Source organism: Leptothrix sp. (in: b-proteobacteria), assembly GCF_965250675.1.
Taxonomy (GTDB): domain Bacteria; phylum Pseudomonadota; class Gammaproteobacteria; order Burkholderiales; family Burkholderiaceae_C; genus Sphaerotilus.
The window spans coordinates 1-15,184 of sequence record NZ_CBDFPH010000012.1 but is presented as its reverse complement, the minus strand read 5'-3'; the positions used below and the strand labels follow the sequence as shown (position 1 = coordinate 15,184).

Sequence of the window (15,184 nt, the reverse complement as noted above, 5' to 3'; positions counted from 1 at the left end):
CTAGATCTTGGCCACAAACCGCGCCACCTCCAGACCCTGGAAACGGCCTTGGACGACCGCCAGGAACGCCATCACCTCAGCCGACGGCGCGACCACCTGCTCATTGAGCTGTGATCGCCCGGCGTTCTTGACGTCGTGCAGCTTGACCTCATAGCCCTGGGCCGTCAGCCACTCGGCCAATTGCGCCTGACTCAAGTCCACCTCAGCCAGGCCCCATTGCCGTTGCACGTACGCGGCGAGAAACGTTCGGATGGTCAGCCGCAAATACCCCCCGTTGCCGCGTGCGTACATCATCCCTGTCCCTCCACGTGTTTTGACGCCACCGGCCCCTGCTAATTGGCGTGGCGCACTCCCGATAGCGGTAGGAGCCGGTGCCTCCGGTGCCTGCGGCGTCGACGGGGCCGCGTTGCGACGTCGCCAGTTGCCCAGGTGGTGCGTCATGAACGCCTGCCAGCTCTCCCAGTCGGCCATCGTCTTCAGGCAGTTCTTCAAACGCCACTGATCAAAGATCGTGCGCACCAGTGCACCCTCATCGACGTTGGGCCACGGCACCGTGTCGAACGCGAGGTGCTCAGTCTCATAACCTTCAACAACCACCATCCGCGGATTGACCGGCTTTCGTTTGAAGTCGTACTCCAACGCAACCTTGATCTCACGGGCCTGCATCTGCAGATCCCAATCGCTGTTGAGCTGGTCACGCATCGAAAGAAACGCTTCCTGCGGCAGCTTCTGACCGGGGTAGCGGTTTAACGCGAGCCGCACCATGAAGTCCGCCTGCCCCTGGGGCGTCATCTGCCACTGGCGGCGCGCCTCATCCCCTTCCAGCACCACCTTATGCCCGGCCTTGGCGATCACGACGGCGTGCTTGCCGTCGGCTTCGGACGTGAACTGGCCACGCGTTCGCGCGGCAAACACCTGCATCACCTGGTGCTTGAGCTCAAGCATTGAGGTGCCCGGCGCAATCCGCTCTACCAGTGCTTGATAGCGGCGGCACATCTCGCCGGTCAGGTCCAATTCACCCGCGGGCACGCTCACCAGCATCCCGTCTGTGGTCACCGATACGGCGGTCGCGTCGGCTGGTAGCTTCCACAGGATTTCGCTGGCGGTCGCGCGTACGAACCCGCACACCATCGCTGCCACCGCAGCTTCCGATACGCGCGACGCCCCGATCGGCTTGCTGCCCATCGTCTTGGGATCGAAACTGCGCTTGCTCTTGTAGCCTTGACCGGTCTTGCCGTACAGCCCGTTGCCCACCCCCTTGATGAACTCGAAAGGCAGCGACTTGCGCTGGTATTTCAACCGTTGGTGTCGGATGAAAGCAGCAAAACCCTCCATCGGCCGATAACCCTCATCACCTCGGGGATCTGGCGGAAACTGCATCTCGTCAGGCACGACCAGAACATCATCCACCCCCTCCAATACCGGGATGCCCGGCCGCTTCTTGGCCATCTGAGCCTGCCAGCGCGCCAGCCGCGGCGCACTCTCGGCAAACACCGCGTCACGGTTCTTCCAAGGAATCACGTACCCGAATGTCACCTCGACCTGCGCGCCCATCGCCACAGCCAGTTCGATCTCCGGGGCCGTGCACAAGCTAATACCTCCGAGCGGATACCAAAGCCCCCGGATGCCTACCTGCACGGGCAGACAAGGGTATTTCGTACCCAGTGGAAACTGGAAGGACACCTCGGCAAAACCAGCCACATGCCCAATGAAATCACTGACGCTCCTGGAGGTCACCGCTCGCGAATAGTCCAGGGTCATCACATAAGCTAGACCTGTCACATAGGCGCCGGCCAGGTCCGGGTCGTAGAGTCGCCCGCGCTCGGTCGGGCCGAATACAAAACACTCGTTGCGCCCGCCCAGGTAGGTGTCGGCGAGAAAGGTTTCCAGCCAGCCCCGGATCCGGTGAGGAACCCGTTCTGTGCGTGTCGTCGGCCTCCCATTGAAGGTATCCCAGCCGGATTGCGTGTGTATCTCGAAATTCATGGCCACATCCGGGTGCACACCGTCCTTGCGCATGCACAGCTCGCCTACTCGCACCGCCAAGCCGCTCATCGTCGTTGACAACCCCTTCAAGCCCAGATGCCGGTCTGAGAACCACAACACCCACAACACGTACAGCGCAGCCAGGCGAGCGTCGTGCAGGGCGTACTCGCGGAACTTCACCGGCTCCTTGCGCATGAAGGTCAGCATGTCCGACTTGGAGTAGCCCGCGGGCAGCTCAACTTTAGGCTCCTTCAGCCACGCCCCCAGCTTCTCCAGCGCCGTGCCCGGCGGGGCCAGGCGGCTCGCATCGATCAGGCGGACCTTCAACTCGCGCGGATCGAAACCATCGTTGACCACCAGCCGGTAGCGACTCTTCAAGCGCGCGACGCGCTCAGCGCTCATCGGCAGGGTCAGATCGGCCGGCTTCATCACCGTGGCAAACGTGCCGTTGACGCCGTTGAGCTGGTGCCGGAACTCCTTGAAGTCGGTAAAGGCCGTGATGTCGGCCCGGGTGAAAAACCCCGACAGCACCACCTCGTGGGGCCACTCCTCGAACACGCGTTCCTGCTCGGCCTCGTCGAGCACCACGTCCAGCGCATCGACCAGCCGCAGGCGCAGGTCTTGGTCGTGGTCGCCCGCCAGATCGAAGAGCTTTGCGCAAGTTCGGCCGGTCGGGCCGAAGACATAGAACTGCGCGCTGATGATGCGGTTACGGCCCTTGGATTTGAAGTTCCACTCGCAGTCGAAGCCGATGAACAGGCGCGGGCCCAGACCGCGGCGGGGCACCCGCTTGCCGGTGGGTGCGGGGGACGGACGCAATGCCAAAGCGCGGGAGGCCGGTGCCTGGCGCATCGCCTTGAACGCGGCCAACGCTTGCTCATCACCTGCACGTTCGGCGCGTTGCATCGCATGCATCTGCTCGACCGGGCTCAGCGGGGCTGCGGGTTCCGCACCCGTGCTGGGTTGAGGCTGGGCGCGCGCGGTATCGAGTAGTCCGCTGAAAAGCTCGTCGAGATGCGCCAACAAAGCATCGTCGCTGCGATCGACTTTCTCGGGCGCAGGCCCGTCGATCAGCTCACCCGCAGCCGCAGCGGTCGTACGGCGTTTGGCGCCTGTTGGCGCGGCCGGGGTTGCCTGGCGGATGGGCGGGTGACGCCCTCCATTGGCCGCGTCGTCTCCGGTGACCAAGTCGGTGTCAAAGTTCATGTTCTTATACCCCCATGATGGGATTGACACCAGCGACTTGGCAGCTGGTGTCGTCCAACAAAAAGGCCACCTGATAGGCGGCCTGAGGACAAGGACACAGGCGGTGATCTGAGGTCAGTAACACCGCCCGTGTCGAGGGTCGATCAGGTGGCGGTGCCGCTGTTGCCAGCGCCGCTGTTACCGGTGCCGCTGCTTGGACGGGTGGGCATCACGGCCGTGCGCGCCGAAGTCACCGTCGGTGCGCTGACGGCCGAATCGTCGTTGAGGTAACTCCAGTCGGGCTGCTTGGCACGGCGCGGGTTGTTGATGATCTCCAGCAGCAGATCGGAAGTCCGTTCTGACTGAGTCTCGTTGCTGGTTTCGATCCAGGCGATCATGCGATTGCGCTCGTCGAAGATACCAACGCCGCCGTCGAAGATGGACGCACGCGCCATCTGGTCGACGCGAAGGATGTTCTTGTCAGGGGTCTGGAAAGCGCGAACTGCTTGGGCCATGGGGTTCTCCTGTTCATGGCGTTGAAAAAGGGATGACGAACACCGCCACCGCAAAAAAACACACTCACTGCACTGCACTGCGATACACACACGCGGCGGCGCCCGGATCTCGTTGAACATGGCTAGCCCCGCTCGGTCGCGTCAGGTTCGTCATCGACCCGTATCGGCACTGGCAGCCAAGCCACCATCACACCCAGGTCGTTGAAGACCGCGATGCCGCCGGGCAACACCTGGCGGGTGTATGGATCCTCTGGCTGCTGCAGCACCCCGTTGAGGGCCGGTTGCGCGCTCACAAATCCTCCAGCGTGACTTCTTGAGGGGCGGGGCGAGGGCCATTGGCCCGGTAGTTGTCGAGCTCCTCTTCGGTCCAGCGGCGTGGCTTCGGCTGAGGTACCGGTGGGGCCAATCGCGACAGGCCAATGCGACGCCGGGGCAAGCCGACTTTGGGGTTGGCTTCAGCGAGGATGCGTTCTAGGGCACGGGCGAGGGACATGGGTTCTCCGGGTTGTTGAGCGGTGGTGGAAAGTCAAGCCCGCAGCGCATGCGCGTGAACGGCCGCGAAGCGGTCATCCACAACCAGGCTGCGGGTGGTTGGGGATACAGAGCCTCGACGGAGGTTGAAGGACGACCTCATGCGCTCTGCGCGACGCCGGTGATGAAAGGGCGGCTGTCGTTGACCGCGACGCTGCGCACGGTGGGCTGCGGGTGGTTCAGTGGCTTGATCGCCAGCCCGAGCGGCAGGGCCTGGCTCAGGCCTTCGACGGCCATGCGCAGGCGCTCCTGGCCGACGACGACATAGCGGGTCTCGGTCAGGCGCACGCTGGCGTGGTTGGCCAGGCGGCTGGCATCCAGCACCGACATTCCAGGCAGTTGGACCACTGCCGAGATGGCCGTGCGACGCGCATCGTGGAAGGTGCGGTTGCGAATACCCAGCCCGGCCAGCACCTTCTGAAAGGCCTTGCGCGGCGGACTCATCGGGCCGCAGCCATGGCTGGCGGGGAAGAGGTGGGGGTTACCCTCGCGGGCCAGCGCCTTGAGGTCGGCGTAAATTGCCATGACCACCTGCGACAACGGCAGGGTCATCGGGCGGCCCGACTTGGTCTTGACCAGGCGCAGCGTGCGCGCCGCCTCGTCGACATCGGCATGGCGGGCGTTGAGCAGTTCACCGATCCGCGCACCGGTCCCCAGCAGCATCACGAACAGCTTTCCCACCAGGGGGTTGATCGCATTCAGCGCTGGCAGGATGCGGGCGATTTCCTCGTCGCTGTAGATCTCGTGGCGCAGGTTATCGACTTTGAGCAGCTTGACCTGCTTGGCCGGATTCGCCTCGATGGCACCTGCGTTGCAGCCCTCGCGAAAGATGGCCTTGAATAAATTCAGCACGGCATTCACGGTGCTGTCGGCCAACCCTTTTTCTTGGCGCAGTTCCTCTCCCAGCGCTTTGATCTCGCGAGCAGTGATCGTGCACGCCACCTTCTGGCCCAGGCCGTCTCGGATATAGAGGTTGAAGCGGCTCTCGTCGTCGCGCCAGGAGCGCTTGTTGGCCTTCGCCCAGGGCAGGTAGTGCCTGTCGAAGTAGGCCGCCAGCGTCATCGACGACTGGCGAGGGCTCAGCCCGGCCTGCAAGCGCTGGGCGTACGTACGGGCCTCGATGCGTGCCGCGATCTCGTCAATGTCACGGCAGTCACCGATCGTGATGCACGGCCGCTTATCGGTCAGCGGATCGGTGTAGCGGTAGATCCAAGTCTCGCGGCCTGAAGGGTAGGTGACCTTACGCAGGCCGGGAACGCCTTCGACGGCGACCTCGTCCCGGCGAAGACGGGTTGCCTTCAGTACGGGTTGTTGAGCGCCGCAGGCCGCGGCAATGGGCGTTGGCTGGATGAGGCGGTGGTCGCCCTTGCGGTAGTCCGCCAGGGTGAAGACTTGGCAGTTCTGCACGCTGCTGACGTTCTGATTTTTGTCGTTTGAAGTGTTCATGGAGCTCGTCGAACGGCTGGTTTGAGGCTTCAGGAGGAGGTCTTTGCTGCTGACAAAACGAAATGTAGGGTGCCTCACACGCCATGAATAGAGGACAAAAAGTCTCGTAATCTGCTGATTTACATGAATAAATTTGTAATCAGCCGAACTCTCGGAAATCGGTCCCGTGCGCTTGACTTTGCAGGCCCCGAAATGAACAATTGATTCCATCAAATTAGGAAAAAAGAGGCAAAATAGCTAAAGCTCCGCTTCACTACAGACCCATGTGGACCCGACAAGACATCGACAGACGCGAAGCGCTGCTCCGAACCTGGCTGAATCCACAGGCAGGTGGTGAGGGGGCGGGCAAGCTGGCCGGACAGCCCTACGGGACCATCGTTCAGGCGCTGCGGCAGGAATTCCCGGACAAGAAAATCAGCGCGCGGTCTGTCCAGCGCTTCTTGCAGGAGCTGCGCGACGGGGAGCCCGGTGTAATGCTCGACACCTTGCGGCGCGGCCGGCCGCGGCTGCGGAGCGGTGACACGACACCCGTGGTTGAGGGGAGCACGAGCAAGTCAGCGGCGGATGCTGCCCGGCGCGAGGTGGAGACTGGAATCTGGTGCGAGCTGCTGTCGCTGACTGGGCTGCAGCGTACGCACTTGCACGCGCTGCTGCGTCGGTCCGAGGGGGGCGGATCGGGGATGCCAAGCCTCTCGACGTTCATGGGTCGCTTGATCGGTGTGCAGCCCGCCAAACCCTGTCCCATAGTGGCCGAACTGATCGAGTGGCTTGAACCTGAGGAGCACGTCGTGCGGCTGCATCAGGTGACGCTCGACGGTCCCAATGGCGAGCTGCAGGTGATCGCGCTGGCTTACGACCCCAAGACGCACTACGTCAACGCGCAGTTGATCGTGCTGCATCGGCGCCAGCGGAATCGCCAGCCAGGGCGCCCCGTGACGCGGCTTACAGCAGGACCACCACCACAGGTGACCCTGGTGGATGGGCGCAGGAGTGTCGTGCTCTCGGCTAGCTGGTGGCGGGACTTTCTGGATGACACCAAGCGCCGCATGCAGCTGCCGGTGGCGGGCGCTTTGGTGAGCCCGAGCTTGGGGCCTACGGAGCTCTTGCTGGTTGAGCTCAGGGCACTGGAACCCGATGGGGTATTCCTCGGTGTGCCGGGGGACGCGCAGACGACGTTACGCGGCCGCTCTGTTTCGCAATCGGTAGAGGCGTTGCGGCGGTCGCTCATCGCGATCTTGAACCATCACAACCGGCAGGTGGCTGCACCGCACTTGGAGCGCCACCGGCGGCATGTCGAGGACTGCAAGGCGGTTGCTGCAAGTAAGTCCGACGCCTGGCTGGCGGAACAGGAGCGGTACGCGTCACTTTTCGACTTGCATCTCCCAGATAGCAAGGAAGAGCGGGCGGAGGTCCGAAGACGGGTCCAGATCGGACTCCACCTGGTGCTCCAAGACAAGTTGTCGCCGCTTGCGCCGCACCGCGGGACGCTTTTGGCATGCCATCCACTTCGCTGGGAGGTGGAGGGAGACTCGGATTCGGATGCCGAGCAAGCCAACAGGCCGTGGGTCGGTGTCGGTGTCAAACCAACCATCCCGACACCCCTGAGTACAGACTGACACCAGGCACCGGCCTGGTGATCTGAAAAAAGCAGCCGGGAAGTCCCCCTGCCCGCAAGGGCAGGGGGGGCGCAAAGGCTTCAGCGCTGAGCGTCTGTCATCACCAGCGAGACCTGCGCCACCGCCTCGCGCAATTGCGGAGCGGCCATGTGGCTGTAGCGCGCACTGACCTTCGAGTCCCGGTGGCCGAGCAAGGCCGTCACGATGGGCAAGCTGCCTGTGCTCTGCACCACCCAGCTGGCATAGCTGTGCCGCAGGGAATGCAGCACGATGCCCGAGATGCCTGCACGTGCCAGCACGCGCTTGAAGGCCTTCTTCGGGTCCGCCAGATGCGCGTCCTTACCGCCCGCCGCCGGAAACACCCAGTCCCAGCGCGCGACCTTGTGCTGCTCGCGCACGATGTCGAGCGCTACGGGATTCAGGTAGACGGTACGCGCATGCCCGTTCTTCGTCTTCGTGAGCCGCCAGGTCGCCTGCTTCAGGTCCATGTCGCTGAAGCGGGCCGTCAGCGCCTCGGTGCGCCGCACGCCGGTGGCCAGCAGGAACTTGATCACCGCTGCGGCCGTGCGGCTGGGTTCCTGATCCAGCGCGGTCAGGAACCGCGTCAACTCCTCGCCCGCCAGGTAGCGCTCGCGCTGGTTGTTTTCGGCATGCATCTTCACGCCGTGCACCGGATTCCTGACCAGACCACCGCGCTGCCACAGCATCGCCAGCGTCAGGGCCCGTTTGAGCACCGCCAGTATCCGGTTGGCCGTGGCTGGGCTGAGCTCGACCTTCTTCTGGTCGTGAAACCGCTGGATCTCCTGCGTCTTCAGATCCTGGAGCGCCTGGGGACCGAAGGCCGGTTTGAGGTGGTGATTCCAGCGACCCAGGGTATCGCGATAACTGCGCTGCGCCGACTGGGCATGCGGCAGGTATTCCTGCTCCATGAACTGGGTCAGCGTCAGCCGATCCTCGACGACGGCCACAGCTTGCACCTGGGGATCGACGCCTCGCGCGAGCATTGAGCGCGCATCGATGGCCCTCTGTCGAGCCTCGCCGATATCGACGCCGGGGTAATCGCCCAGCTTCATCGCCCGCTTGGCGCCCGCGTGTGTGTACCTCAAAAGCCAGGCCTTGCGCCCCAGCCGGTTGACGACGATGCGCAAACCCGCCACGTCGACATCGGAATACTCAACCTCGCGCGCGACGGGATCGGGCGTGAGCGCATCGATGGATTTCTTGGTGAACTTGAACTGTCGTTTCATCGACCAACTCCTCATCAAAAAAGAAGCACACCACCGCGCCCATGCGCAGCGACTCGGCTCACGAAGTACGTATCCGTGGGCCGCGTCGCGCGCATCGGCGCTGGGTGTGCAAAGGGTTAAGAAAAACAAGCACTACGGTGCGGCGAGCCCGGCGGGCTTCGACCCACCCGGGGCTCGCCGGTCCGTTTCCGGTACTCGGCGCGCCGGCAGGCCGGCGCGGGGCGGGCAGGCGCTGCTCAGGCCGGGCCCGGCCCCTGATGGCCCATCTGGAAATGGCGCACCAGGTCCTCCCAGGCACCGGCTTCGGCATCGCGCCGAGAAACCCCCTCGGCCATGAACTCCCGCATCGCCGCGCGCTCACTGAACCACTCCTTCTGGTTGTCATCGAGCCCGGCGAAGCGACGAGCCATCGCCGGGTCGAGCGGGGGCAGGTAGATCGGCTCTGCCATGCTCAGTACTCCCCCGGCAGCAGCAAGGTCGTGACCGAGCGGTCGGCCTCGGTGATCAGGTAGATGCCCTCACCATCGGGCAGCGCGTACTTCGACAAGAGGCGACCGCCCTTGACAAGCGCTTGCCGGTTGAGTTGCTGGTCCTCCTGGCAAAGCTCGCCGCCATCCAGGCGCTGATGGCGGCGCACCAGCCCCCAGGCACTGATGCCGTGGGCCTGAAGCTGCGCCAGGGCGCCCGGAGTCGCGACAACGCGGCCCAGGGTGAAGAGCGGCGCCTGCGCGCCCGAATCCTGTTCGGATGTCATGTGCAAGTCCTCAAAAGCAGAAGGCCCCGTGCGCAGCGAGCGCACGGGGCCGAGGTGGATGGAAAGCAAGTCGGGATGGGCAGCCTGTGATCCGCCATCGCGCCATCAGCGCAAGCGGTGCAAGACACACCACCACAGCGCGCGACCAAGCCGCTGGTCGTAGCCGGCCAGGCCCTCGACAACGGCTGCGGTGCCGCTCATCTGCGCCTGGGCGTAGTGACGGGCCAGCCCGGCCAGATGGCGGTTCACGCCGCCGCCGGGGCTGCCTGGGCTGCCTGAGCCGTCGAGCGGCAGCAGCATCCAGTGATCCGGCCGCGCCGGCAGCGGCCCAACCTCGGCCGACAGCAGCGCCAGCCACAGGCCAGCTCGGGCGGGCGAGAGTCCGTCCAGGTCGGCGTCACACGCGGTGTCGAACGAGGCGCGGAAGACGCCGCGCCGCGGCGACCAGGCCAGCAGCGCGATCGGTGCGCCGCCCGCCAGCACGCACGGCACATCCTGCAGAAGTCGCAGGCAGCGCCCCACACCGGCGACGTCCACCGCCATTTCTTCGGCAAGCCGATTGACCGCTTCAGCCGGTGTCTCGCCATCGAAGCGGTCGATGCCCTGCGCGGCCAGGTCGGAGGCTGTCAACGCCTGCAGCCAGGCCGTCGAGTCCCACTCAGGTGAGCTGGACATCGGCATCACCCGCGCAGCGTGATGCGGCCTTTGCGGCGGACCTTGACGGGCACGTCACCCGGCTCAGCCTCGCCGTTGTCGGCAGCGGCGTCGGCAGCGGTGTCGGCAGCGGCGTCGGCAGCGACGTCAGGATCAACCGACTCGTCATCGCCCGAGCCAGCATCAGCTGCGGTCGCTGCTTCGCTGCGGGCGGCATCGTCGGTATCGGGCGCAGCCTTCTTGCGCACCGGCGGAACCGGCTTGTGCGGCAGCTTGCCGACCAGCACGATGGGCAGCTCGCCCGGGGTGGCCAGCTCACGCGTGGCCCAGGCCTGCCAGCTCTCGTCGCCGTCATCGAACAGGTGCGGTCGGGTGGCGTCACGCTTGATCAGGCGCTCGTGGACCAGCACCGCCGCCAGCGCGCCCGGGTTGTTGGACGAGCGACCGCGAAACGCCCCGATGAAAGACGCAGCCTTGAGCAACTCCTCACCGCGTTCGTTGACGCACCGGCGGATGGCATGCAGGCTCACCGCCTCGTCGCTGATGTAGCCCCCGCCCTCGTTGTGCGAGATGCGGATGAACAGCGCCTGGCGGGCCTCATCCGTGAGGATCTGGAACGTGATGCGCCCGGTCGACCGCGCACCGAGCTTGGCCGCGCGCTCCTCGCGGATCAGACGAAAGGGCTGCGGGCCCGGGGCGGGTGTGGGTACCGGGGCAGCGCCGGGGAGGGGGGTCATGTCCATATCGAACTCCAGAATGCAAAACGCCGCCGGGCTCCAGAGGAACCAGGCGGCGCGGGGTGGGTGGATGGCAGCGCCTCGCTGCCGGAAAGAGGATGGAACGGGGGAGGGCGGTCAGTCGCGGTCGATGCTGTTCAGCGCGCAGGCCGCCAACAGCAGCACAGCGGGCAGGGCAGACACGGGCCCAGCGGCCAGGGCGGGCAGGACCAGACGCGCGCCAAGCGACGCAAGGGTTGAGAACACATGAGCTCCTCGAAGGGGTGGATGAAGACGATCACCGAGAGCGCCGCGGACAGAGGTGTCCAGGGCCGGTGACCAGCGATATGAAATCCACTTGAAGTGCCGGGCTGTCGCGCCTGGGGGACCCACCCTGTCCAGCGTCAACCGCCCTGTGATCCGGCCGACAAAAAAAGAAGCCGCCATGGTCGGGTGACCATGGCGGCTTCCATCAAAGGTGCGACGCTGACGATTTATCGAGCCCAGCAGCGTTGCCAAAGACTCTTGTGCTCCCGGCCGGGGGCGACCCTGGTGCGAGCGGGTCAGGGTGATGAAATGCGCTCGACAGGCGGGGTTGTGACGCCCGGACGCCAGGTGGTCGGGTCAGCTCAAAACAGGCACAGCCGGATGGCGTCGTAGTCCGCACCGCCTCCAGCGATCAGGCCGGCGGCGAACAGCGAGCGCAGGTGATCGCGGTAGACGTCGGGGTGGCCGCTGATGCGCACCATCCGTTCTACGCTGACATGCAGAATCTTGTCGCTCTGGCCGCGTAGTTCTACGACGAGCTGGCGCGCGGTGCTCAGCGCCGCGGGACGGGCACGGTCCTGGGCGGCTTGCAACCAACGCTCGTGCTTGGCGTGCTCGTCGGGAGCGAGGAACTGGGTGAGGCGGTCGTCTGCCGGCTGGCCGGGGTAGAGGTAGGAGAGGGTCGTCATGGTCGATCCAGGGCGGCGTGGAAGATCCCACATCGACCTGTTCACGATGGCAGAGGCTGGCAGCCTCTGCGGCAGCCATTTTGTTGATCTGCCATACACGGGGCGAACGCCCCCCCTTGGTCGGGTACAGCGCGTGGTGAGGGCAGGTTCAGGCTACTGGCGATCATTCACGTCAGGCCGATCTGACTGCGGGTATCGACCCAGAGTGGTCCAAACAGAGCGCGAATTCAGCGCCCGGAAGCTGCCGCTCAACGTTCGAGCTAAGCTGGCGCCAACGGTGTGGCGCGTTGGGCGGCAGGCGCAAAATGAGCCGCAGGCCCTGCGCCAGGCGACCGGCGCGACACGCCGTTGGTGCTCAGCTTGAGCGAGGGGTTAGACAGTTCTCGCTCCATTGGTATGCATGTTGAAAGTAATTTGCTCACGAATACGTTGTTCTGAATTTGTTCGGATACTCTCTGAGCAAATACACGCAGGGAAGTATGACGGCGAGATAGGATCGGTCTTCTGGGCGACTCTCATCAAGCTGTGTGCAGACATCGAAGAGAGTCGAAACCCCAACTTCATCACAGCCGAAGTGATAGCAAATGGCTTCACGGATGCCCGATTCAATCTTGGATTTCGGTTGACGCATCGCGTCTATTGATGTCGAGACTGCCAAGTTTGGCTTATCGAATTCCTTCGCTTCGTAGTAATAATCGATAATGTGTTTGACCGTCACGAGTTTGGCACGCACTTCCGCCTTGACGCGTTCATGTTCCGGCGTTCCGGGTGGATAGCATTCGTCCCAGGCGGTGTAGCAGGGCATTCTTTGGCCTTTGGTGTGCTGCGAAGGTTGAATTGAGCTGCCTAACGTTTGAGCTAAGCGGCACGCCGTTGGCGCTCCGCTTGAGCGAAGGGTTAGGCGTCATCTCGCAGCGCGTTGAGTACTTGCATGCTTCATGACCTGGTCGACTGACTTGGCCCCAGGTGCATAGGCGGCCATGGCTGCGCCAACAGCCACAAGGAAGACGGCGGTCGCTGTAAAAGGCAATACCGTTCGGCGGAAGGCACTGGAAAGCCAGTGCTGTGGATCTTGCCCGCGGAGATGGCGAAAAAGCACGTAGGAGAGCGCCCCGTCTACCAACACTTCGGCGAACAAGACTGGAGCGATGTACACAACGTACAGCGAGGCGACCGCAATGCCGATAGCGAGAGCGATCGCTACCAAAGGGATGGCGAACTCGTCGGCATCCGCGGCGGACCCCATGGTTTCACCGACCGCTCTCATTGGTGACGATCCCGCTTCTTCAAGAGGCACAGCCGCGCCATCGAATGTGCCAGAAGCTCCACCGCCGCCAAAGTCGCCCCCGCCACCACTCTTGAAGTCGGGTAGGCCGCTTGGCTTCCCAGGTCGGGGTATCAAGTCAGTGATGTCCGGTACATCCAGGTAGTCTTCTGCTTTTGTCCGGAGCCACAGCCAGATCAGGAACAGGAAGAATACGTAGGCAAATGCCAGTGCTAGCGGATAGCGCAACGCCATCGAGTCCACACCGAACTGCAGCATGGTGAAAGACGCGAGCAGTCCGAATCCACCCGTGAGGGCCACGAGCAGTGCCATCTGGATGCGCGGGAAGGAATCTCGGGCCAGGCGGTCCTTCACGCGCTGAATTGCGAGGGCTCGGGTGTTTGCGATCGTGGAGCGAGGCACAATGTTCCTGTATGACGCCTAACGTTTGAATTCAGCGGCCGCCGGAGGCGGTCCGCTGGAATAATGGGTTGGGCATCACTTTGTTGCCTCGTTTGCCTCAACAAGAAATAGCACCGTTGTGGCGGTAAGGTTGAGCGCGTAGCGGGCCAAATATGCGGGCACGACTACTGGGTCAGGGCCTTGCCCGTGACCGCCATTTTTATTTCGGACTGTCGGCACGCCACTTTCAAGTAGAGACCTTAAAGAAGAAAACTGCGACTCGAAGTACGACGGTAGAAGTCCTTTGCTTAAACATATTGCTATTAGGGCTTTGGCCGTGTCGCTTGGTTGCACTGTCCATCCGCGAATTTTGCAGATTGCCTTCATCGTACTTTCGAGCGCTTTTAGAGAGTCGACAAGACTCTCTTTGTGGCGCCCGTGACGGTAATGTTCATGTGCGAGCAAAAACTCTTCGTTCGCCCCTTTGAAACCACTGCCGCGCAAAACGGTCAAGGTCGGCTTTACTGCCTCCGCGTGCAAATAATCGGAATCTATCCGAATCAACTCGTTCGATTCAAATTGGTAGCCAACGCTGCTTTCCTTGAGGCGTTCGTTAAGTTCGGATACCGCCTCCTCAGGCTCTATTTTTCGATCCGTGTTGTACTTATAGTTTTGGTTTTCCGCAATAAATGAATTGATAACCTTGAAACATAATTCAACAACGTCGAGCGCGCGTTCGGTGGATTCTTCTTGCAGGAAAAAGTTAAATACTGAGTCTTGGTCAGTTTTTGGATATTTCACCAATTCGAAAAGCCCATATTCCCGGCAGAGCGCTTGTTTGATAAATTCGTACGCTTTCTCTGCGTTATGTGAGCCGTAATGATCCGTTCCAAATGCGTCCTGAACGATATGGACGATTTGTACGCGCAATGGCTGCGGAAGTTTGTCGTAGACATACACATCGGGCATTTCACCGCGCGCACGCTTTTGTCTTTTTGAAAATAGATCAAATACTCCCAAGGCTCTCTCCTTAGTGTGATGCCCAACATGTTATGGACGACACCACACTGTCGCCTAACACGGCAACTGTCGTCCTAATCGAGTGCGCCTGACGTGGCCGATGTGCTTGTCGCATCTGACCTCCCTCCCTGTTGACTGTGCATTCATACAGTACTAAATTTGCCGTCAAAAGCGGCGTTTGCTTGTGATTTTGTCGGCAGTGCACCGCCTTGCCAAGGGAGGCAACCATGGCATTTTCGCGACAAGCTCAGGCGCACGGACGCACGGCCCTGCGACCCGTGGCTCCAGCAGCGGCCCTGTCGCCCTTGAAGTCCGTTCGGCTGCTTGACCAGTTGCGAGAGCGCATCCGGCTGCTGCACTACAGCTTGCGCACCGAAGAAGCCTACGTGTACTGGGCGCGGGCCTACATTCGCTTCCACGGCCTGCGGCACCCGGCCGAGATGGGCAAGGCAGAGGTGGAGGGTTTCTTGACGCACTTGGCAGTAGAAAAGGGTTTGTCTGCCTCGACCCATCGGCAGGCTCTGTCTGCGCTGATCTTTCTCTACGACAAGGTGTTGGGCCTGCAACTGCCGGTGGTGTTGTCGCGCGACGAGGTGGCCGCCGTGCTGGACGGTTTGCAGGGCGTGCACCGGGTGCTGGCGCGACTGCTGTATGGCACGGGCATGCGCATCACCGAAGGCCTGCAACTTCGGGTCAAGGACGTCGACTTTGCCCACCGCGCGCTGATGGTGCGCGAGGGCAAAGGCGGCAAGGATCGCGTGGTGATGCTGCCCGATGCGCTGGTGGCCGAGTTGCGTGATCAGCTTGGCACCGCCCGCCAGCTGTGGGCGGCGGATGTCGAGGCCGGCCGTGCCGGTGTGGCCATGCCGTCGGATGCGCTGGCACGCAAGTA

General features: G+C 63.0%; 15 protein-coding genes. 2 read left to right on the top strand and 13 right to left on the bottom strand.

Features of this window, described 5'->3' with window-relative positions; translation table 11 throughout:
- The 4 genes from AC5IG3_RS17675 to AC5IG3_RS17660 form a co-directional block, all read right to left on the bottom strand.
- Positions 1 to 3,192: a hypothetical protein gene (locus AC5IG3_RS17675; RefSeq protein WP_491907614.1), complete on the bottom strand. Its 3,192-nt coding sequence runs from the start codon at positions 3,190 to 3,192 to the stop codon at positions 1 to 3.
- Between the two features lie 143 nt (positions 3,193 to 3,335).
- On the bottom strand, positions 3,336 to 3,686 hold the full coding sequence (locus AC5IG3_RS17670; RefSeq protein WP_491907613.1) for a hypothetical protein: 351 nt from the start codon (positions 3,684 to 3,686) through the stop codon (positions 3,336 to 3,338).
- Between the two features lie 289 nt (positions 3,687 to 3,975).
- The gene (locus tag AC5IG3_RS17665; protein WP_491907612.1) at positions 3,976 to 4,179 is read right to left on the bottom strand and encodes a hypothetical protein; all 204 of its coding nucleotides are present in this window, start codon (positions 4,177 to 4,179) and stop codon (positions 3,976 to 3,978) included.
- Positions 4,180 to 4,316: 137 nt separating this feature from the next.
- Positions 4,317 to 5,873, bottom strand: a complete 1,557-nt coding sequence (locus AC5IG3_RS17660; RefSeq protein WP_491907611.1) for a site-specific integrase — start codon at positions 5,871 to 5,873, stop codon at positions 4,317 to 4,319.
- 53 nt (positions 5,874 to 5,926) lie between these two features.
- Here AC5IG3_RS17660 and AC5IG3_RS17655 point away from each other — a divergent pair, with 53 nt between their 5' ends.
- Positions 5,927 to 7,279 carry a hypothetical protein gene (locus AC5IG3_RS17655; protein WP_491907610.1) on the top strand — a complete coding sequence of 451 codons (1,353 nt, stop codon included), beginning with the start codon at positions 5,927 to 5,929 and terminating at the stop codon, positions 7,277 to 7,279.
- 80 nt (positions 7,280 to 7,359) lie between these two features.
- On the opposite strand, the gene AC5IG3_RS17650 is transcribed toward AC5IG3_RS17655, so the two are convergent.
- The 9 genes from AC5IG3_RS17650 to AC5IG3_RS17610 form a co-directional block, all read right to left on the bottom strand.
- Positions 7,360 to 8,526, bottom strand: coding sequence for a tyrosine-type recombinase/integrase (locus AC5IG3_RS17650; protein ID WP_491907609.1), 1,167 nt, complete (start codon positions 8,524 to 8,526; stop codon positions 7,360 to 7,362).
- A 236-nt stretch (positions 8,527 to 8,762) separates the two neighbouring features.
- On the bottom strand, positions 8,763 to 8,975 hold the full coding sequence (locus AC5IG3_RS17645) for a hypothetical protein (RefSeq protein ID WP_491907608.1): 213 nt from the start codon (positions 8,973 to 8,975) through the stop codon (positions 8,763 to 8,765).
- Between the two features lie 2 nt (positions 8,976 to 8,977).
- Positions 8,978 to 9,349, bottom strand: coding sequence for a hypothetical protein (locus AC5IG3_RS17640; RefSeq protein WP_491907607.1), 372 nt, complete (start codon positions 9,347 to 9,349; stop codon positions 8,978 to 8,980).
- A gap of 36 nt (positions 9,350 to 9,385) precedes the next feature.
- Entirely contained in the window at positions 9,386 to 9,955 is a 570-nt protein-coding gene (locus AC5IG3_RS17635; RefSeq protein WP_491907606.1) for a hypothetical protein, read from the bottom strand.
- Positions 9,956 to 9,960: 5 nt separating this feature from the next.
- Positions 9,961 to 10,677 carry a hypothetical protein gene (locus AC5IG3_RS17630; RefSeq protein ID WP_491907605.1) on the bottom strand — a complete coding sequence of 239 codons (717 nt, stop codon included), beginning with the start codon at positions 10,675 to 10,677 and terminating at the stop codon, positions 9,961 to 9,963.
- Positions 10,678 to 11,279: 602 nt separating this feature from the next.
- On the bottom strand, positions 11,280 to 11,606 hold the full coding sequence (locus AC5IG3_RS17625) for a hypothetical protein (RefSeq protein WP_491907604.1): 327 nt from the start codon (positions 11,604 to 11,606) through the stop codon (positions 11,280 to 11,282).
- A 418-nt stretch (positions 11,607 to 12,024) separates the two neighbouring features.
- The gene (locus AC5IG3_RS17620) at positions 12,025 to 12,411 is read right to left on the bottom strand and encodes a hypothetical protein (RefSeq protein WP_491907603.1); all 387 of its coding nucleotides are present in this window, start codon (positions 12,409 to 12,411) and stop codon (positions 12,025 to 12,027) included.
- A gap of 99 nt (positions 12,412 to 12,510) precedes the next feature.
- Entirely contained in the window at positions 12,511 to 13,245 is a 735-nt protein-coding gene (locus AC5IG3_RS17615) for a hypothetical protein (protein WP_491907602.1), read from the bottom strand.
- A gap of 123 nt (positions 13,246 to 13,368) precedes the next feature.
- Positions 13,369 to 14,292, bottom strand: a complete 924-nt coding sequence (locus AC5IG3_RS17610; RefSeq protein WP_491907601.1) for an abortive infection family protein — start codon at positions 14,290 to 14,292, stop codon at positions 13,369 to 13,371.
- A gap of 227 nt (positions 14,293 to 14,519) precedes the next feature.
- On the opposite strand from AC5IG3_RS17610, the gene AC5IG3_RS17605 reads away from it, so the two are divergent.
- Positions 14,520 to 15,184, top strand: a 665-nt coding sequence (locus AC5IG3_RS17605; RefSeq protein WP_491907600.1) for a phage integrase N-terminal SAM-like domain-containing protein, incomplete at its 3' end; no start/stop codon positions are given.